At 70.0% G+C, this 17870-nt stretch carries 18 protein-coding genes; 2 read left to right on the plus strand and 16 right to left on the minus strand.

Annotated elements, in window-relative coordinates; translation table 11 throughout:
- The first annotated feature begins 26 nt into the window (after positions 1-26).
- Positions 27-776, plus strand: coding sequence for a 4-hydroxy-tetrahydrodipicolinate reductase (gene dapB, locus BrevBR_RS07480; RefSeq protein WP_332640211.1), 750 nt, complete (start codon positions 27-29; stop codon positions 774-776).
- Between the two features lie 32 nt (positions 777-808).
- Here the strand turns inward: dapB and BrevBR_RS07485 are convergent, their stop codons facing one another.
- The 3 genes from BrevBR_RS07485 to coaBC all read right to left on the minus strand — a co-directional run bounded on the left by BrevBR_RS07485 (position 809) and on the right by coaBC (position 3099).
- Entirely contained in the window at positions 809-1174 is a 366-nt protein-coding gene (locus BrevBR_RS07485; protein ID WP_332640212.1) for a hypothetical protein, read from the minus strand.
- Between the two features lie 73 nt (positions 1175-1247).
- Positions 1248-1697 carry a dUTP diphosphatase gene (dut, locus tag BrevBR_RS07490; RefSeq protein WP_332640213.1) on the minus strand — a complete coding sequence of 150 codons (450 nt, stop codon included), beginning with the start codon at positions 1695-1697 and terminating at the stop codon, positions 1248-1250.
- Positions 1698-1860: 163 nt separating this feature from the next.
- Positions 1861-3099, minus strand: coding sequence for a bifunctional phosphopantothenoylcysteine decarboxylase/phosphopantothenate--cysteine ligase CoaBC (gene coaBC, locus BrevBR_RS07495; RefSeq protein ID WP_340000772.1), 1239 nt, complete (start codon positions 3097-3099; stop codon positions 1861-1863).
- Between the two features lie 135 nt (positions 3100-3234).
- Between coaBC and BrevBR_RS07500 the strand changes: the two genes are divergently transcribed.
- Positions 3235-3747 carry an S-type pyocin family protein gene (locus tag BrevBR_RS07500; protein ID WP_332640214.1) on the plus strand — a complete coding sequence of 171 codons (513 nt, stop codon included), beginning with the start codon at positions 3235-3237 and terminating at the stop codon, positions 3745-3747.
- Between the two features lie 10 nt (positions 3748-3757).
- Here BrevBR_RS07500 and BrevBR_RS07505 read toward each other — a convergent pair whose 3' ends face one another.
- From BrevBR_RS07505 to BrevBR_RS07565, 13 genes are all read right to left on the minus strand, one after another.
- Positions 3758-4174, minus strand: coding sequence for a helix-turn-helix domain-containing protein (locus BrevBR_RS07505; RefSeq protein ID WP_332640215.1), 417 nt, complete (start codon positions 4172-4174; stop codon positions 3758-3760).
- A 146-nt stretch (positions 4175-4320) separates the two neighbouring features.
- Positions 4321-5955, minus strand: coding sequence for an apolipoprotein N-acyltransferase (gene lnt / locus BrevBR_RS07510; RefSeq protein ID WP_340000474.1), 1635 nt, complete (start codon positions 5953-5955; stop codon positions 4321-4323).
- Positions 5930-6391 (minus strand): rRNA maturation RNase YbeY, encoded by a 462-nt coding sequence (gene ybeY / locus BrevBR_RS07515; protein ID WP_332640217.1) that lies wholly within the window; start codon positions 6389-6391, stop codon positions 5930-5932. Before ybeY ends, lnt begins: the two co-directional genes overlap by 26 nt.
- A complete protein-coding gene (locus BrevBR_RS07520; protein ID WP_340000475.1) occupies positions 6388-7383 on the minus strand; it encodes a PhoH family protein in 996 nt (331 codons plus the stop codon). Before BrevBR_RS07520 ends, ybeY begins: the two co-directional genes overlap by 4 nt.
- Complete coding sequence (gene miaB, locus BrevBR_RS07525; RefSeq protein WP_340000476.1) at positions 7373-8800, minus strand: tRNA (N6-isopentenyl adenosine(37)-C2)-methylthiotransferase MiaB; 1428 nt, start codon at positions 8798-8800, stop codon at positions 7373-7375. The genes BrevBR_RS07520 and miaB overlap by 11 nt, the downstream gene beginning before the upstream one ends.
- A 31-nt stretch (positions 8801-8831) precedes the next feature.
- Positions 8832-9311: a Fur family transcriptional regulator gene (locus tag BrevBR_RS07530; RefSeq protein ID WP_332640220.1), complete on the minus strand. Its 480-nt coding sequence runs from the start codon at positions 9309-9311 to the stop codon at positions 8832-8834.
- A 40-nt stretch (positions 9312-9351) separates the two neighbouring features.
- Positions 9352-9765, minus strand: a complete 414-nt coding sequence (locus BrevBR_RS07535) for a GNAT family N-acetyltransferase (protein WP_340000477.1) — start codon at positions 9763-9765, stop codon at positions 9352-9354.
- Complete coding sequence (gene tsaB / locus BrevBR_RS07540) at positions 9762-10439, minus strand: tRNA (adenosine(37)-N6)-threonylcarbamoyltransferase complex dimerization subunit type 1 TsaB (RefSeq protein ID WP_340000478.1); 678 nt, start codon at positions 10437-10439, stop codon at positions 9762-9764. The genes BrevBR_RS07535 and tsaB overlap by 4 nt, the downstream gene beginning before the upstream one ends.
- A 22-nt stretch (positions 10440-10461) precedes the next feature.
- Positions 10462-10851, minus strand: coding sequence for a helix-turn-helix domain-containing protein (locus BrevBR_RS07545; RefSeq protein ID WP_332640223.1), 390 nt, complete (start codon positions 10849-10851; stop codon positions 10462-10464).
- A gap of 69 nt (positions 10852-10920) precedes the next feature.
- A complete protein-coding gene (locus BrevBR_RS07550) occupies positions 10921-11511 on the minus strand; it encodes a helix-turn-helix domain-containing protein (protein ID WP_340000479.1) in 591 nt (196 codons plus the stop codon).
- A 102-nt stretch (positions 11512-11613) separates the two neighbouring features.
- The gene (locus tag BrevBR_RS07555) at positions 11614-12168 is read right to left on the minus strand and encodes a NifU family protein (RefSeq protein WP_332640225.1); all 555 of its coding nucleotides are present in this window, start codon (positions 12166-12168) and stop codon (positions 11614-11616) included.
- A gap of 152 nt (positions 12169-12320) precedes the next feature.
- Positions 12321-12791, minus strand: a complete 471-nt coding sequence (locus tag BrevBR_RS07560) for a universal stress protein (RefSeq protein ID WP_332640226.1) — start codon at positions 12789-12791, stop codon at positions 12321-12323.
- Positions 12792-12918: 127 nt separating this feature from the next.
- Positions 12919-17784, minus strand: coding sequence for an NAD-glutamate dehydrogenase (locus tag BrevBR_RS07565; protein ID WP_340000480.1), 4866 nt, complete (start codon positions 17782-17784; stop codon positions 12919-12921).
- Between the last annotated feature and the right edge of the window lie 86 nt (positions 17785-17870).

The following is a 17870-nucleotide window of genomic DNA, read 5'->3' on the forward strand; positions in this document are numbered from 1 at the left end:
TGCAGACGAACTGACAGGGGTCCGAATTGAGCGCCATCTTCCACGCCGGCATCTCCGGGGCCCGGGGCCGCATGGGGCGGGCCGTATCGGCCGTTCTGGACGCCCGCGACGATGTCGTGGTCTCAGCCCGCTTCGATCGCGGTGAGACGCCGGACCTGTCGCTGTGCGACGTCATCATCGACTTTTCGACCCCCGACGCCTCGGCCGAGCTGGCGCGGGCCTGCGCCGCGCGTGGCGGGCCGGCCCTGGTCATCGGCTCCACCGGCCTGTCGCCCGAACAGGACGCCGAAATCCTGCGGGCGGCGGAGAAGATCGCCATCGTCCGCAGCGGCAATTTCTCGCTGGGCGTCAACATCCTGATCGGTCTGGTCGAACACGCCGCCCAGAGGCTGGACCCCCGCGACTGGGACATCGAGGTGCTGGAGGCCCATCATCGCAAGAAGGCGGACGCCCCCTCGGGCACCGCCCTGATGCTGGGCGAGGCGGCCGCCAACGGCCGCGGCGAGGACCTGGCCGACGTGCGCCGTGCGCCATACGACGGCATCACCGGGGCCCGGGAAAGCGGGAAGATCGGTTTCGCCTCGCTGCGGGCCGGCGGCATCATCGGCGAGCACACGGTCCTGTTCGCCTCGGAAGACGAGACCCTGACCCTCAGCCACTCGGCCATCGACCGGTCGCTGTTCGCCCGCGGCGCCGTCGCGGCGGCGGCGTGGGTCCGCAGCCGCAAGCCGGGTCTCTACGACATGCAGGACGTTCTTGGTTTTCGGCAGGCCTGACGGCCCGCCAAGGATGCCGAGGCCCCTGGGCCTCAGTGCGCGTGGCGGTGGCGGCTGTGGCCGCGGCCGACGAACAGCGACTTGATGAAGAAGAAGACCGCGATGACGATCGCATAGCCCAGGAACAGGGCCAGAACGGTCATCCAGAAGGTCAGGCTCAGCAGGTTCGGGAGAACCAGCGCCCCGCCGTCCAGCATCGGCCGCACCACCCCTATGAGGATATGCACCAGGGCCGCGCCGAGCGCCGTCGCCCACAGCCGACTCCACGCCGTCATCATCAGGGCGGCGATCACCGCGATCAGCAGGCCCATGATCTGGTTGACGCTGTCGAACCCGCCCTGGGCGAGGCCGAAGATACCGGTCAGAAACGCGCCGATCGAATCGAACAGGGACTCCATACGCCGACCTCCTTGAAACGGCCGCGGCGCGGCCGGAAGCAAGGTTAACGCGGTTTCCGCCGAATGGCTCCGCTTAACGACCGGTCGAGCCGAAGCCGCCGGCTCCCCGGGCGGTTTCGTCGAGTCCGCCGACCTCCATCATCTCCGCCTGCGCGTAGCGGGCGATGACCATCTGGGCGATGCGTTCGCCGCGCCGGATCACGAACGGCTCCTGCCCGTGGTTGATCAGGATCACCCCGACCTCCCCGCGATAGTCGCTGTCGATGGTGCCGGGCGAGTTCAGGCAGGTGATCCCGTGCTTCAGCGCCAGTCCGGACCGGGGACGTACCTGGGCTTCGAAGCCCGGCTCCAGTGCGATCCTGAGGCCGGTGGGCACCAGGGTCCTCGCTCCGGGCGCCAGCATGACCGGCAGATTCTCGTCAATGGCTGCCCGGAGGTCCATTCCGGCGGAGCCCGAAGTCTCATAGGCGGGCAGGGGCAGGCCTTCTGCGTGCGGCAGGCGTTCGATCCGGACGGTCGTCATGGGTTCGCTGGCTTCATTAGAGCTACTAAGGCGGTGAATTGCCCCTGCGATCCATACCGTGCCGCCAGCCGCCGCGGCGCGTCGCCCTGTTCACCGTCAGAGAACCTCCCGTGGAGAAGGAACAGGTGACAAGGGGAAAGCTGGTGGAGAACGTGTGGACAGATCAGCCGAAATGATCGGCGATCCTCGCGGCCAGCTTCCTCGCCACCTCTGTCTTGGACTGACGCGGCCAGCTTTCCGCCAGACCGTCGCGCGTGAACAGGGTCACCGTATTGCCGTCCGCGCCGAAGACGTCGTCCGACACGTCATTGCCGACGATCCAGTCGCAGCCCTTGCGCGACAGCTTGGCCCGGGCGTTGGCCTCGAGATCGGCCGTCTCGGCCGCGAAGCCCACGACCAGTTTCGGCCGCGTCTTTCCGGGCGCCGACACGCTGGCCAGAATGTCGGGATTCTCGATCAGGGCCAGCGAGGGCGGGCCGCCGGGGGCCTTCTTGATCTTGCCCGAGGCGACGCCGTCGACGCGCCAGTCCGCCACGGCGGCGCTCATCACGGCGATGTCGGAAGGCAGGGCCGCCTCCACCGCCGCCTTCATCTGCCGGGCCGTCTCGACCCACACGCGCTCGACGCCTGCGGGCGCCGCCAGCGCCACGGGCCCCGACACCAGCGTCACCTGCGCCCCCAGCTGCGCCAGCGCCTGGGCGATGGCGTATCCTTGTTTGCCGCTGGAACGGTTCGTCAGCCCCCGCACCGGATCGATGGGCTCGAAGGTCGGTCCGGCCGTCACCACCGCCCTGCGGCCCGCCAGCGGGCGCCCCGATTCCGAAGAACGGGCCGGCCCGGCCAGCAGCCCCTCGATCGCATCCACGATCGCCGCCGGCTCGGCCATTCGGCCCGGGCCGAACTCGCCGCAGGCCATTTCGCCCTCGTCGGGGCCGACCACGGCGACGCCATGGAAGCCGTCAAAGCCCTTCAGCTGCTCGAGATTGGCCTGAACCGCCGGGTGCAGCCACATCCGCACATTCATCGCCGGAGCCAGCAGCACCCGCTTGTCGGTGGCCAGAAGCGTCGTCGAGGCCAGATCGTCCGCCAGTCCGTTGGCCGCCTTGGCGATCAGCCCCGCCGTCGCCGGCGCCACCACCACCAGATCGGCCCAGCGCGACAGTTCGATATGGCCCATGGCCGTCTCGTCCTCGGGCATGAACAGGGCCTGGCGCACCGGATGGCCGGTCAGGGCGGCCAGCGACATCGGCGTCACGAACTCGGCCCCGGCCGCCGTCAGCACGCTCATGACCTCGGCCCCCGCCTTCTTCAGCAGCCGCGTCAGCTCCAGCGCCTTGTAGGCGGCGATGCCGCCGCCGACGATCAGCAGGATCTTGCGTCCGGACAGGGCGGCGGAGGTCATGCCGGTCATCTAGCCATCCCCGCCCCATCCGTCGAGGACCGGACCGCCCACGCGGCGTCCGACACGGAACATTGCAAGAACAAAGGACCTGTGGTTATGTCGTCAGCCGGGAGTTTCAACCTTTGGGAGGACAGAATGATCTCCAGACTGTGGATCGCGGGCGCGATGGCCGCCCTGGTTTCGGCCTGCGGCAACGGCGGCTCGGCCGTCGAGACCCGGGAGCGGACGGCGGAGGGGACGGCCGGGGCGGTGCTCGCCGCCGCGGGCGGCGCCCCGGCGCAGGCCGCAGGGACCTCGCCCGACGCCGAAGCGCCGAAGCCCGTGCTGACCGCCAACCGACGCGAGACGGTGGACGCCAAGGTCGCGCGGCTGTTCGAGCGGAACGGAGCGGATTTCGGGGCCCGCACGCCCCGGGACTATCTGGCGAAGGTCGAGGCCTTCACCACGCGTCCGCCGGCCGGCACGGACCGCGTCGAGCGGCCCAATGGCGATGTGCTGCTGTATCAGGCCTCGACCAACACCTTCGCCGTGGTGTCGCGCGGCGGCGTCCCGAAAACCATGTTCAAGCCGCGCGAGGGGGCGGCGTACTGGGCCGAGCAGAAGGACCGCGCGCCGACCTTCGGCCAGCGGCGGGCGGCGCAGGACTAGCGGGCGAGAGTCAGGCCTCGTCCGTTTCCTTGCGATCGGCCATGTCGCGGATCAGCTCCAGCGCCAGCTTTTGCTGCCGGCTGGACAGCTGGGGCGCCAGGCGGCTGATCTCGATGGTGTAGCGCGTGGCCGGAAAGTCGTGCTCATACCCCGCCCCGCCCTCGGCCATGCCCGCCGCCTGTGCGCCGTTCAGCCCTTCGAAGAAATAGCCGATGTCGACCTTGAAGAAGCGGGCGATGTCCCAAAGTTTGGACGCCGAGACGCGGTTGGCCCCCTTTTCATATTTCTGGATCTGCTGGAAGGTCAGGCCCAGGGCCCGACCGAGGTCACTCTGGTTGTAGCCGAGCGCCAGCCTCTTCTCGCAGACGCGCCGGCCGACATGCCGGTCCACGGGATGAGGTCCGTCCTCGCCCTTGCCTCTCGCCATCGTTACTCGTCCTTCGGTTGGTACCGTCGAGCCTGAATGCGCCCGGCTGTGCCTGCTGTCATCAAAAAATGCAAAAAGCGCGGCGCCACGCCCAGCCTTGGTTGAGTAAAGGGTTTCCCGCCTCGCGCGTCGCGGGAAAACTATCCTTAACGGCGAATTTTTCGCCCGGGGCGGGACAGGCGCAACCGGCTCCACGGGCCCGCCAGAGCCAGTCCGGCCAGCACTGCGAGCCAGAAGAACAGGTCTCCGAAGCGTCCGTAAGGCGTCAACCCCGTGGGTCGCGGCAGGCGCGCGTCAATGACGCCGCTTTCGCCGGGCTCCAACCTCTGGTCGCCGACCACCCGCCCCCAGGGGTCGATCATGGCCGAGACGCCGGTCGGGGTGGAGCGGACCACCGGCAGACCCGTCTCGATGGCGCGGTAACTGGCCAGATTCAGATGCTGCAGCGGCCCTGAGGTGCGCCCGAACCAGGCGTCGTTCGAGATGTTGACGATCCAGCCCGGCCGCCCGGCGCCGCCCGGCGTGAAGCCGGGATACAGGCTCTCATAGCAGATCAGCGGCTGGGCCCGCGGCGCGCCCGGGATCCGGATCGGGGCCGGCAGCGGTCCGGCGCTGAAGTCCGTCGGCATATGGGTCAGGCTGCGCACGCCCAGTGCGCCCAGCACGCCGCCCGCCGGCAGATATTCGCCGAACGGCACCAGCCGGTATTTGTCATAGGTGGCGCTGATCCGCAGGCCGCCGGCCCCCTCGTCGGTAAGGACGAACAGGCTGTTGTAGTAACGGCCGCCCTCGGGCGCCGTCGGATCGGGTACGCCCCGGCCCAGACCCATGATCAGGCTCTGGCCCGGCTGAACCGCGCGGGCGATCGCCTCCGCATCGGGCGAACCCGGGGCGAAGACCTGATTGGCCGAGGCGGGCAGCGCCCCCTCGGGCCAGATGATCAGGTCCGGAACCACCGCGCCGGGGCGGGCGGTCAGATTGACGTAGCGGTCCACGATCCCCCGATAGGCCTCGGGCGACCATTTCGATTCCTGGGGCACGTCCGCCTGAACGATCCGCACCACGGTGTCGGTCAGCTCCAGCCGCGCCTGCGACAGCCGCATCGTTCCGCCGACCACCAGGGCGCCCAGCGCCGCGGCGCCCAGAACCGCCGCGACGATCCGGTCCTTGCGCGGCCCCGCCCCCAGCAGGGGGCCGAAGGCGGCCGCCGCCGCCACGGTGACGAGGCTCAAACCATAGACGCCGGCAACCGCCGCGAACTGCGACCCCGCCGACCCCGCCCTCCAGCTGGCCCCGGCCGGATTCCACGGGAAACCGGTCAGCACATGGCCGCGCAGCCATTCCAGCAGGCAGAACAGGGCCGCGAACACCAGTACCCGCCGCACGCCCGTCGGCATGAACCGCCGGTACAGGGCCGTCGCCGTCCCCCAGAACAGGCCCAAGCCGATCGGCAGCAGACTGGCCGCGAAGGGCGCCATCCACGCCTGCGCGGGATTGACCAGAAACGCCTCGGCCACCCACCAGCAGCTGATGAAGAAATAGGCGAAGCCGGCCAGCCATCCCATCCAGAAGGCCCCGCGCGCGCCGGCAGACCGCTCGGAGAGGAACATCAGCAGGGCGTAGCCCAGCAGGCCGGGCAGGACGCCGAACGGCGGATGGGCCAGGGCCGCGGCCGCCCCCGCCGCCAGCGCCAGGCCGATGCGGCCCAAACGCAGGATCAGCCGGGAGCGGCGGCCGTCAGCGGGGCCGTTGTCGTCAAGCGTCGCCGTGGGATGGGTCATCGCGCCTGTATGGGTCGGCGACGCCCAGGCTGGCAAGAATGGATCGCTCCTCGCCCTCCATCGCCTCGGCCTCGTCCTCGGCTTCATGATCGCGCCCCAGCAGGTGCAGCACGCCGTGGACCGTCAGATGGCTGAGATGGTCGGCGAGGGTCTTGCCCTGCGCCCCGGCCTCCGCCGCGCAGACGCCATAGGCCAGCACCAGATCGCCCAGATGCGGCGCCGCGCTCTCCGCCGCCGGAAACGACAGCACATTGGTCGGCCGGTCCCGGTCGCGAAAACGGGCGTTGAGGTCGCGCACGCCCTCGTCGTCGGTCAGCAGGACGACCACGTCGCCCTGAACCCCGCCCAGCGCCGCCGTCGCCGCGCGAGCGGCCACCGCTTCGGCGTCGGGCAGGGCGGCGGTCCAGGCCGCGTCCTCGATCTCGACCTCGATCATGCGTCGGGATCTTCGAGGTCCGCGGCCGGACGGCGCGCCGCCGCGTCCGCGTCATAGGCGCGCACGATCCGCTCGACCATGGCGTGGCGGACCACGTCCTGGGCCTGGAAGCGCTGCACGCCCACCCCCTTCACCTCCTCGAGGATGCGCAGGGCGTGCTTGAGTCCGGAATCGCGCGGATTCAGCAGGTCGACCTGCGACGGGTCGCCCGTCACCACCATGCGCGCCCCCTCGCCAAGGCGGGTGAGCACCATCTTCATCTGCAGCCGCGAGGTGTTCTGGGCCTCGTCCACGATGATGAAGGCGTGGGCCAGGGTCCGGCCCCGCATGAAGGCGATCGGCGCCGCCTCGATCTCGCCCTTGTCGCGCCGGCGCCGCACATCGTCCGGCCCCAGGATGTCGTTCAACGCCTCCCAGATGGGGGCCAGATAGGGATCGACCTTCTCGTTCAGATCCCCGGGCAGGAAGCCCAGCTTCTCGCCCGCCTCGACCGCGGGCCGGGTGATGACCAGCCGGTCGACCTGGCCCCGCCGCAGCAGGGAGGCGCCGTAGGCCGCGGCCAGAAACGTCTTGCCCGTGCCCGCCGGGCCGACGCCGAAGGTCAGTTCGCAGTGCGACAGCAGCGACAGATAGTTGGCCTGCGCCGCCGTCTTGGGCGCGATGGCCCCGCGCCGCCCGACGGGCAGGGCGATGGCGTCGGGGGCCACACTCCCCTGCCCTGCCCTCGGCTGGGCCGCCGCGGCGCCCAGCGCCGTGCGTACGTCGGCCTCGGTGATCTCGGCGCCCGTCTCCGAGCGGTTGGCCAGGGTTTCGATCACGCGTCTGGCCTGCGACCGGTCCTTTGACGAGCCGTTGATCGACACGCCTCCGCCGGGCGTCTCGACCAGAACCTTGAACCGGTCCTCGATCAGGGCCAGGTGCCGGCTGCCGGGACCGATGACGGCGCGAAGGGCTTCGTCGCCCAGGGCCAGAAACTCACTCTCACGCGCCAATCTGTCGGTCTCGCTGTTTGCGGAGCGTCGCCCCGTCGTTGAAGAGCCGGCCCTTCAGGGAATTCTGCTGGCCGTATTCGATCGTCACCGGAACGATCCGGCCGATCAGATGATCCGCGTCGTCGACGTGAACCGATTGCAGCCAGGGCGACCGTCCAACGGCCTGGGCCCCGTGGCGGCCCTTCTTCGCGAACAGGACGTCGAAGGTCCGGCCCGCCTTGTCCTGATTGAACGCCAGTTGCTGCTCGGCCAGCAGGGCCTGCAGCGCGTGCAGCCGCTCGCGGGAAACCTCGGCCGGAACCTGCCCCGGCATGGTCGCCGCCGGCGTGCCGGGACGCGGCGAATACATGAAGGCGAAGGCCGAGGCGTAGCGGACCTGACGAACGAGATCCATCGTCTCCCCGAAGTCGCGGTCCGTCTCGCCCGGGAAGCCGACGATGAAGTCCCCGGCCATGGCGATGTCGGGCCGGCTTTCGCGGATGCGCTCGACCAGATCGAGATATTTCGCCCGTCCGTGCTTGCGGTTCATCAGCCGCAGCACCCGGTCCGAGCCCGCCTGCACGGGCAGATGCAGCCACGGCATGAGAGCGTCCAGTTCGCCATGCGCGGCGATCAGAGCGTCGGACATGTCGTTGGGGTGGCTGGTCGTATAGCGGATGCGGTCGATCCCCGGGATGTCCGCCAGCGCATACGCCAGCCGCGCCAGGGTCGACGGCTTGCCGTCCGTCCCTTCGCCGTCATAGGCGTTGACGTTCTGGCCCAGCAGGGTGACCTCGCGCACGCCCCGGTCCGCCAGCTGCCGCGCCTCGGCCAGCACCGCGGCGACCGGCCGCGACCATTCGGCGCCGCGCGTATAGGGCACGACGCAGAAGGTGCAGAATTTGTCGCACCCCTCCTGCACGGTCAGAAAGGCCGTCGGCCCGTCGACGCCCCTGACCTGCGGCAGGGCGTCGAACTTGTCGACCGGCGCGAAATCGGCCCCGATCCGCTCGCCGCGCGCCCGCGCCGTGCGGGTCAGCAGTTCGGGCAGCTGATGATAGGCCTGCGGTCCGACCACGATATCGACGGCGGGCTGGCGGCGCATGATCTCCTCGCCCTCGGCCTGGGCGACGCAGCCGGCCACGGCGATGGTCATGCGCGGCTTGCCGGCGGCCAGACGCAGGTCCCGCAACTCGCGCAGCTTGCCCAGCTCGGAATAGACCTTCTCCGCCGCCTTCTCGCGGATATGGCAGGTGTTCAGGATGACGAAGTCCGCGCTTTCAGCCGCATCCGTCGTCGCATAGCCGAGCGGCCGCAGCACATCGGCCATGCGCTCGGAGTCATAGACATTCATCTGGCAGCCGTAGGTCTTGATGAACAGGCGCTTCGGCGCGGCCTGTCCATCCGACATCGCCGGCGGGACTAGGGTCTCGGTCATGCTGGACTTCTAGCGCCCGGCGGGCCCGGCGTCAGCCCGCGTCGGCCGGATCGACCCGCGCGGCGTGGCGTTTGAAGATCAGGCCTTCGCGGCTGGACGGCTCGGCCCCCTCGATCGGCTTGCCGTAAAGTTCCAGCTTGTGGCCGATCAGCTCGAAGCCCAGCCGTTCGGCGATCTCGGTCTTCAGCCGTTCGATCTCGGCGTCGAAGAATTCGATCACCTCGCCCGAGCGGGTGTCGATCAGATGGTCGTGATGGTCGTCGCCTGCCTCTTCATAGCGGCTGCGTCCATCGCCGAAGTCATGTTTCTCGACGACCCCGGCCTCCTCGAACAGGCGCACGGTCCGGTAGACGGTGGCGATCGAGATATGCGGATCGATGGCCGAGGCGCGGCGGTACAGCTCCTCGACGTCCGGATGATCCTCGGCGCTGGACAGCACGCGCGCGATCACGCGGCGCTGTTCGGTCATCCGCATGCCGCGTTCGGCGCAAAGTTTTTCGATCCGGTCCATGCGGCGCAGGATAGGCGGGCCGCCAGCGTTATGGAAGCCGTCAGGCCAGGTTGAGAGCCAGCAGCAGGGCGTCCCGCCGCGACCCGTCGGGGCGGGCGTAATAGCGGGGCCGCCGGCCGGCCTCCGCAAAGCCGGCCCGGGCGTAGAGGGCGCGCGCCGCCGCGTTGTCGTCGGCCACCTCCAGAAACAGCCGCGTGGCCCCGCGCGCCACCGCCTCGGCCGCGCCCCGGGCGACCAGTTCCGCGCCAAGACCCCGTCGCCGCGCGCCGGGCCGCACCGCCAGGGTCAGGATCTCCGCCTCGTCGGCTGCGGTCCGCATCAGGATGAAGCCGTCGGGACTCTCGGCCAGATGGACGCCGACCTGACCCAGCAGGCTGTCGAAGGCGGCCGCGTCCCAGGGCGCGTCAAACGCCTCGGCGTGCAGGGCGGCCAGCCGGGCGGCTGCCTCGCTCACGGCCGCGCCGGCCGGGCCTGACCCGGCAGGCGGGTCGGCGGCGCGGCGTCGGGCGCGCGCAGATACAGAGGCCGCGGCGGGGACGTCGCGGGATCGGCCGCCGCGGCCAGCCGGGCCAGCGCCTCGGGCGCCGGTCCCGCCAGGGGGGCCTGCGTCAGCCCCGGAAAGGCTTCGGCGAACAGGGCCGCGCCCGATCCGATCAGCATGGCGCCCGGCGGCAGGTCCGCGATCCGCGCCGACGCCGCCTCCAGCGACAGGGCCTCGGCGGCGCCCCGGGCCAGACCGTTCGTCCAGAACCGCGCATAGACTTGGCCCCGCCGGGCGTCGATCAGGGCCGCCGCCGCCCCGCCCCCGCCGGACGCCGCCAGGGCGTCGAGGCTGGACACCCCGACCACGGGCCTGTCCAGCGCGGCTCCCAACCCCTGGGCGAAGGCCAGGCCGACGCGCAGGCCGGTGAAGGACCCGGGCCCCGCCGTCACCCCGATCCGGTCGATCGCCTCGAATGCCAGCCCGGCCTCGGCCATGGCGTCCCGCGCAAACCCGGCCAGACGTTCCGAATGCCCCTTGGCCATCGGCTCGGACTTCAGGCCCAGCCGGCGCACGACAGCCTCCTCGACCTCGAACACCCCCGCGGTGCACAGGCCCAGCGCCGTATCGACGACCAGCACCCTCATGTCCGCGCTCCGGAGGGCGGGTTCAGACGTCCCGCGCCAGGGCCTGAACGATGCGCGCCACAGCCTTGCGCACCTCGCGGTCCGCGATCATCGGAAAGCCGGTCGCCACGGTCCGGCCGTCCGTGGTGGCGGTGATGAAGCGCAGCCCCGCCCAGCCGTCGCCGGCCGGCGCGCCCGCCGTCTCGACCGGCGGAAAGAAGCTCTCGACCGAGGTCCCCAGCACCGTCGCCGCGCGATGCAGCCGCGAGGCCGAGATGCGGTTCTGACCCGTTTCGTATTTCTGCACCTGCTGGAAGCTGATCCCCAGCTGCTGGGCCAGGGCGCTCTGCGACAGGCCAAGCGCCGAGCGCCGCAAACCGATCCGCGCCCCCACATAGGCATCCACGTCGTCGCGAGCGCCGATTCTGGCCATGGCGGTTCGTCTCCTCTTCCACTCCCCAGAGTTTCATGGAAACGAAAACGTTGCAATGAAATAGTTTCATCACCGTTCCAGCCGCGCCGTCACGGCGGACACCGACCGGGTGTCGGCGCGCGCGATCCGCTCCTCGGCCGCCAGCCCGCCCGGTCCGCCGCGCACCACCAGCATGTCCGCATCGGCCCGGTCGTAGAGCCGCACCCGCGTCTCGCCGTCGGCCATCTCGATGACGCAACCCTGATCCCGCCGCGGCCAGCGGCCGGGCTCATATTCCAGCATCACGCCCGAGGCGGCCCAGGGCGCCAGATCGTCATTGGACAGTTGCACCCGCCGCACCGGACCCGGCGGCGCGGCGGCGAAACCCCGGCCCGCGCTGGCCAGGCCGGCCTTGTCGCCGGCCGGGTGAGACGTCTCTCCGGCCGGACCCCGGACCAGCGCCAGAGCCTCGACCGTGGCGCCGATCGCGCCCGTCAGCCTTCGTTGCACATCGGGGCGGAACAGACCCGAGCGTTTGCCGGATTCATACAGGCCCCAGCCCTGGCTGGTCATGCCGGCGCGCTGGCCGGCCTCGGCCTGGCTCAGCCCCGCCTCGCGGCGCAGGGCCGCCAGGGCCTCGCCGAGACGCCGGGCGTCCTCATCGCTTTCAAACCGGGGCATGGATCCATGATGGCGCCGTCCGCGCGCGGAAGCGAGGACGGATTCGTTTCAGGCCGCGCTCAAGCAGCGAGCGACCGCGTCGCGAGCGGTAGCGCCCTCAAATCAGAGCACCTGCTCCACGCGGGTCACTTCCGGAACATAGTGTTTCATCATCTGCTCGACTCCGGCCTTCAGGGTCGCCGAGGACGACGGACAGCCGGCGCAGGCGCCGCGCATGCGCAGGGTCAGGACGCCGGTCGCCTCGTCGAAGGCGTCGAACAGGATGTCGCCCCCGTCCTGGGCCACGGCGGGGCGGATGCGGCTGTCCAGCAGCTGTTTGATCTCGGCCACGATCTCGGTGTCCTCGGCGGAGGACTGTGCGGCCGCGGCGGCGCCGCGTATCAATGGCGCGCCCGAGACGAAATGATCCATGACGGCCGCCAGTATGGGGGCCTTCATCGTCGTCCATTCCGGTCCCTGGGCCTCGCGCGTCACCGAGACATAGTCATAGCCGAAGAAGACGCCGGTCACGCCGTCCAGCGCGAACAGCGCCTCGGCCAGCGGCGAGGCGGCGGCCTCTTCCGCATTGACGAAATCGGTCGGCGAGTCCGAAACGTCCCGCCCCGGCAGGAATTTCAGGACGTTCGGATTGGGGGTCGGTTCGGTCTGGATGAACATGGCGGGTAAGTGCGCCGTGGCCGCCCCCGGTTCAAGTCCCCCGCGGTCGCACCCCCTCGCTCAAGCCGCGAGCCGCTGCGCCGCGTGCGATAGAGGCCACCGGCGCTCAGGCAGCGAGCGACCGCGTCGCGAGCGATAGCGCCCCGAAAGGATCAGGCCAGATCCTCGATATCCTTCTCGGTCAGCTCGCCGGGCACGATCGTCACCGGCAGTTTGCGGCCGGTGAAGGCGCCGCCCTGTTTGACGACCGCCGACACCAGCGGTCCAGGGCCTCGACCGCCATGACCCGCGGCCAGAACCAGAATCTTGATCTCGGCGTCCTCGCCCACGACCTTGCGGATGGCGTCCTGCGGCTCGCCCCGTTCGATCAGCAGCAGCGGCGTCGCGCCCGAACGCTCCGCCGCCTCGTCGGCCCATTTGTTCAGCAGGGTCTCGGCCTCAAGCCGCGTCTGGCGTTCGATCTCCTCGCGCACGCCGGCCCAGTGGGCGTCGGACGCCGCCGCCGGGATCACCCGCAGCATGGCCACCCGTCCTCCGGTCGACCGCGCCCGCCGCGCCGCATAGCGCAGGGCGGACTCGAACTCCGGACTGTCGTCGACGACGACCAGAAATTTGCGCGGCATCAGTCCCTCTCCCGCACCACCGACCGCGCTCAGGCAGCGAGCAACCGCGTCGCGAGCGCCAGCGCCCAAAAAACCGCGCTCAGGCAGTGAGCCGCCGCGCGGCGAGCGCTAGCGCCCCAACAAAGTATCAGCCTGCTGACGAAGCTATCTCACGAATGGCGCTGTTGGCGATGGTCAGTTTGGCGAAGGTCCAGCCCGAGCCCGAGGCCTCGATCTCGTCGACCGAGGCGCGCACGCCCTCGACCGTCGCCTGACGCGATCCGATCCAGGCGTCGACCGCCGCCTCGGCGGCCGCCTCGCTGGCCCCGACCGCCGCCCTGGAGGCCTTGGCCACGGCCCGGGTCAGCAGCATCTGTTCGGCCATCAGATCCTCGATCAGACGGCGCACCGCCAGCCGGTCGAAATGATCCGCCGACGGCACATTGCCGGCCGCGGCGCGCAGGCGGTCGAAGTCGAAGGCCGCGCCGACCTGGTGGTACAACATGGCCATGGCCGGTTCGGGCCATTTCGCCTCGCGGGCCAGGTCGCCGATGTCCGATGTGGCGACCAGCGGCCTCAGCATGGCGAAGTCGCGCGCCATCGCCGCGGACGCGCCCAGGCCGATGAAGGTCTGGACCCGATCCTCCAGCCGCGCCTGTTCGAACCGCGACAGCACGGCCCCGCCGGCGGCGCGCAGGGCGTCGGCCGCCGGACGGTAGGCCGCGATCAGCTGGTCCACCGTGCAGCCCTTGCGCATCGCCCGGCGGGCCAGCCAGAAGGTCTGACGGCGCAGCACGGTGGCGATCTCGCGATAGAGGGCCGTCTGGGCCTCGGCCGGGATCTTCAGGTCAAGCGCCGACACCGCGTCCCACGCCTCGTCGAGGCGGAAGACCTGACGCGCGGCCTCGAAGGCGATGACCATGGCCCCGGTGTCGCACCGCGCCGACTGGCGCAGCCGCTCGGGGAAGGTCGGGCCGGCCATGTTGACGATCTCGTTCGACAGGATGGTCGAGACGATTTCGCGCCGCAGCCGGTGCCGCTGCATATCGGCCTCGTATTTCGCCAGCGGGGCCGGGAAATAGCGGACCAGGGCCTGTTTGAAGAAGGCGTCGTCGGGCGCCGCCGAGCCGACGATATCGTCGAACAGCTCCAGTTTGGAGTAGGCGGTCAGCACGGCCAGTTCGGGCCGGGTCAGCGCCTGTCCCGCCGTCTTCATCTCGGCCAGTTTGAGATCGTCGGGCAGGCCCTCGACCTTGCGGTCCAGCTTACCTTTCGAGCCGAGCCACTGCATGAAGCGCTGCTGGGAATCCAGGGCGCCGGGCCCCTCGGCCTCCTGCAGCGAAATCGCCAGCGTCTGGTCGTAGTTATGGGCCAGCACCTTCAGACCGACCTCGTCGGTCATGGAGGCCAGCAGGGCGTCCCGCTTGTCCGCCTTCAGCGACCCCGCGGCGATGGCCGTCCCGGTCAGGATCTTGATGTTGACCTCATGGTCGGATGAATCCACGCCCGCCGAATTGTCGATGGCGTCGGTGTTGATCCGGCCGCCGCTTCTCGCAAAGGCGATGCGGCCCGCCTGGGTCAGACCCAGGTTTGCGCCCTCGCCGATCACCCTGGCCCGCACCTCGCCGCCGTCGATGCGGATGGCGTCATTGGCCTTGTCGCCGACTTGGGCGTCGGTCTCGGTCGGCGCCTTCACATAGGTGCCGATGCCGCCGAAATAGAGCAGTTCGGCGGGCGCCTTGAGGATGGCCTTCATCAGGGCGGCCGGGTCCAGAACGTCGTCCTGGATATCCAGCGCCGCCTTGATCTCGGGGCTCAGCTCGATCGACTTGGCCGAGCGCGGGAAGACGCCGCCGCCCTTCGAGATCTTCGACTTGTCGTAGTCCTGCCACGACGAGCGCGGCAGCTTGAACATCCGGTCGCGCTCGACCCAGCTCGCCGCCGGATCCGGGTTCGGATCAATGAAGATGTCGCGATGGTCGAAGGCCGCGACCAGACGGATCTGTTTCGACAGCAGCATGCCGTTGCCGAACACGTCGCCGCTCATGTCGCCGACGCCGACGACGGTGAAGGGCTCGGACTGGATGTCCTTGCCCATCTCGCGGAAGTGGCGCTTGACCGCCTCCCAGGCGCCGCGGGCCGTAATGCCCATGACCTTGTGGTCGTAGCCGACCGAGCCCCCGGACGCGAAGGCGTCGTCCAGCCAGAAGCCGTAGTCGCGCGACACGCCATTGGCGATGTCGGAGAAGGTCGCCGTCCCCTTGTCGGCGGCCACGACCAGATAGGGGTCGTCGCCCTCGAAGCGGATGACATTCCGGGGTGGAACGACCTTGCCCTTCGCGTCGATGTTGTCGGTGATGTCCAGCAGGCCGGACAGGAAGGTCCTGTAGGCGCGGATGGCCTCGGCCTGCTGCGCGTCGCGGTCCCCGCCGGCGCGCACGATGGCGGCCAGATGTTTGGGGAAGAAGCCGCCCTTGGAGCCGACCGGCACGATGACCGCGTTCTTCACCTGCTGCGCCTTGACCAGCCCCAGCACCTCGGTGCGGAAATCGTCGCGGCGGTCGGACCAGCGCAGGCCACCCCGCGCCACGGGGCCGAAGCGCAGGTGGACGCCCTCGATATGCGGAGCCCAGACGAAGATCTCGCGGAATGGTTTGGGCAGGGGGAGGTCGGCCAGTTCGCGCGAGGCGATCTTGATCGAGATGTGCGGCCTGGGTCGGCCGTCCGCCCCGGTCTGGTAGTAGTTGGTCCGCTTGATCGCCTGCACCAGCAGGGCCATCCGGCGCAGCGCCCGGTCGTGGTCCAGACTCTTCACGTCCTGCAGCAGGGCGTTGATCCCGGCGACCTGTTTCTCGACCGCGGCCTCGCGGCTGGCGCCGTCGCCGCCCCGGGCCGGATCGAATTTGGTCTCGAACAGCTCGAGGATGGCGCGCGCCACGGCCGGATAGTCGCGCAGCGCCTCTTCCTGCACGGCCTGCGACGGATCGAGACCGGTCTGCTGACGATAGCGGGCGAGGGTCCGCACCAGCGCCGCCTCGCGCCAGTCGACGCCCAGTTCCAGCACCAGACGGTTGAAGCCGTCGCTCTCGGTCAGGCCGGTCCAGACGGCCGAGAAGGCTTCCTCGAACGGTCCCTTCACGTCCTCGAACCTCAGATCGCCGCCGCGCGGGTCCTCGAGCAGGAATTCGTGGACGTGGATTTCCGGATCGCCGGCGGGACGCAGGGCGTGGCCCCATTCCTCCAGCGTCTTCAGCCCCATGTCCGCCAGGACCGGAAGAACGTCCGACAGCGGCACGGCCGCGCCCCGACGATACAGTTTGAAGCGGAAATTCAGCGGCCCGTCCGCCTCCGTGCGGAAGGCCCGGACCGAGACAGGGTCGCCGCCGTCGTTCTGACCGCTGCCGTTCAGGCCGTCGACGGCCATCAGGTCGCGTACGGCCTCGTCGGCGTCGTAGCGGTCGCGGTAGCCGGCGCCGAAGGCCTCGGCCCAGCGCGCGCTGAGCGGACCGACGGCGACGTCGTCCACATCGGCGGCGCGCAGGGCGCCCTCGAACCGGTCGATCCAGCTGCGGCCGGCCTCGGCCACCTCGGCCTCGAGCCCGACCTGATCCGGGCACGGATGATCGCCGGGCGTGACGCCGATGATATAGTGGATGCGCACCAGCGGCTGGTCCGACAGCTGCGGATACCAGGCCGACAGGCGCCCGCCCCAGGCCTTGGCCAGGATTTTGCCGATCCGTTCACGGACCGAGGCGTCGAACCGCTCGCGCGGGATGAAGGCCAGTACCGAAACGAAGCGGTCGAACGGGTCCTTGCGCGTGAAGATCTTGATCCGCGGCCGGTCGTGCAGGTGCAGGATGCCCAGCGCGATCTCCAGCAGTTCGTCCTCGCCGATCTGGAAGAGTTCGTCGCGCGGATAGTTTTCTAGGATGTTCTTCAGCCGCTTGTAGCTGTGGCTGCCCTCGATCTTGCCGCCACGCGCCAGGGCGCCCAGGACCTTGCGCCGGATCAGCGGCACCTCGGCGGCGGCCTTGTCATACGCCTCGGCGGTGAACAGGCCGACGAACCGCGTCTCGCCCGACGGCCGTCCGTCGGCGCCGAACCGCTTGACCCCGACATAGTCCATATAGGCCCGGCGATGGACTCGCGAGCGGACGTTGGCCTTGGCCACGGTGACCGGTTCGGACAGGTCCAGCTGTTTCTTCATCGACCGGGTCAGGACCGCCGGCTCGTTGGCCCGGCGCAGCACGGTGCGGTTCGGATCGGCCAGCAGGCCCAGGCCCGCGCCTGACAGGGACAGCGGCGCCTCGGCCTCGTAGCCGCCATCCTTGTTGCGCGGATAGTCGTAGTCGCGCGCGCCCAGGAAGACGAAATGGTCGTGCTGCAGCCAGCGCAGGAATTCCAGGTTCTCGGCCAGCACCTCCGGCGCGACCCCCTTGGGACCGCTCTCCAGATGTTCGATCGAGCGCGCCATCAGGCCCGCCATCGCCGCGTGGTCGTTCACCGCCATGGCGACATCCGCCAGGGTCGCGGACATCTGCTCCCCGAGCGCGTCGCGGCGCTCCTGCGGCAGGGGATCGATGACCACCACGATGATCGATTCCCGCCCGCCGTCCTCGTCGCTGACGGGGTGGTACAGCGAGCGCACGGTCACCCCGGCCTCGGCCAGTTCGCCCATGACGCTGTCGACCAGGAAGGGCCGGTCGTCCTGGATGACGGTCAGGACGTCATAGCCCGCCGCCCGCCCGTCGGCGCCGGTCACGGGCGAGACCGTGATCCGCGCCGGTTCGCCGTGAGCCCGGCCCTCGGCCGCCTTCCATACGCCGGCCAGCAGCACGGCCAGGTCCTCGCCGCCCAGCTCGGGGGCTTCGTCCGCGGCATAATCCGCGAAGGCCTGGGCGAGGAAGTCCAGGGCGCGGACGTCGGGCTTGCCTGACAGGGCCTTTCGGAACCGCTTCTCCAGCGCCTCCAGCGTGATCGCCTGAGGAAGCTTCGGAGCCGGTTCGCCGGGCATGGGCAGGTCTCTTGCAGGCGCGGCCTTTTGCATCAGCCGCCGGATTTGGGGGCCAGACTAGGCCGCTTCGCCACAGGGGCAAGGGC

Source organism: Brevundimonas sp. BR2-1 (assembly GCF_037626195.1).
Lineage (GTDB): Bacteria > Pseudomonadota > Alphaproteobacteria > Caulobacterales > Caulobacteraceae > Brevundimonas.

Bases quoted from the DNA above. Each gene is read 5' to 3' on its own strand.
- BrevBR_RS07505 (WP_332640215.1), bottom strand. From the start codon at position 4,174: ATGGCGAGAGGCAAGGGCGAGGACGGACCTCATCCCGTGGACCGGCAT.
- BrevBR_RS07500 (WP_332640214.1), top strand. From the start codon at position 3,235: ATGATCTCCAGACTGTGGATCGCGGGCGCGATGGCCGCCCTGGTTTCG.
- lnt (WP_340000474.1), bottom strand. From the start codon at position 5,955: ATGACCCATCCCACGGCGACGCTTGACGACAACGGCCCCGCTGACGGC.
- BrevBR_RS07565 (WP_340000480.1), bottom strand. From the start codon at position 17,784: ATGCCCGGCGAACCGGCTCCGAAGCTTCCTCAGGCGATCACGCTGGAG.
- BrevBR_RS07545 (WP_332640223.1), bottom strand. From the start codon at position 10,851: ATGGCCAGAATCGGCGCTCGCGACGACGTGGATGCCTATGTGGGGGCG.
- BrevBR_RS07530 (WP_332640220.1), bottom strand. From the start codon at position 9,311: ATGGACCGGATCGAAAAACTTTGCGCCGAACGCGGCATGCGGATGACC.
- coaBC (WP_340000772.1), bottom strand. From the start codon at position 3,099: ATGACCTCCGCCGCCCTGTCCGGACGCAAGATCCTGCTGATCGTCGGC.
- BrevBR_RS07555 (WP_332640225.1), bottom strand. From the start codon at position 12,168: ATGTTCATCCAGACCGAACCGACCCCCAATCCGAACGTCCTGAAATTC.
- ybeY (WP_332640217.1), bottom strand. From the start codon at position 6,391: ATGATCGAGGTCGAGATCGAGGACGCGGCCTGGACCGCCGCCCTGCCC.
- BrevBR_RS07550 (WP_340000479.1), bottom strand. From the start codon at position 11,511: ATGCCCCGGTTTGAAAGCGATGAGGACGCCCGGCGTCTCGGCGAGGCC.
- dut (WP_332640213.1), bottom strand. From the start codon at position 1,697: ATGACGACCGTCCGGATCGAACGCCTGCCGCACGCAGAAGGCCTGCCC.
- tsaB (WP_340000478.1), bottom strand. From the start codon at position 10,439: ATGAGGGTGCTGGTCGTCGATACGGCGCTGGGCCTGTGCACCGCGGGG.
- BrevBR_RS07485 (WP_332640212.1), bottom strand. From the start codon at position 1,174: ATGGAGTCCCTGTTCGATTCGATCGGCGCGTTTCTGACCGGTATCTTC.
- BrevBR_RS07560 (WP_332640226.1), bottom strand. From the start codon at position 12,791: ATGCCGCGCAAATTTCTGGTCGTCGTCGACGACAGTCCGGAGTTCGAG.
- miaB (WP_340000476.1), bottom strand. From the start codon at position 8,800: ATGACCGAGACCCTAGTCCCGCCGGCGATGTCGGATGGACAGGCCGCG.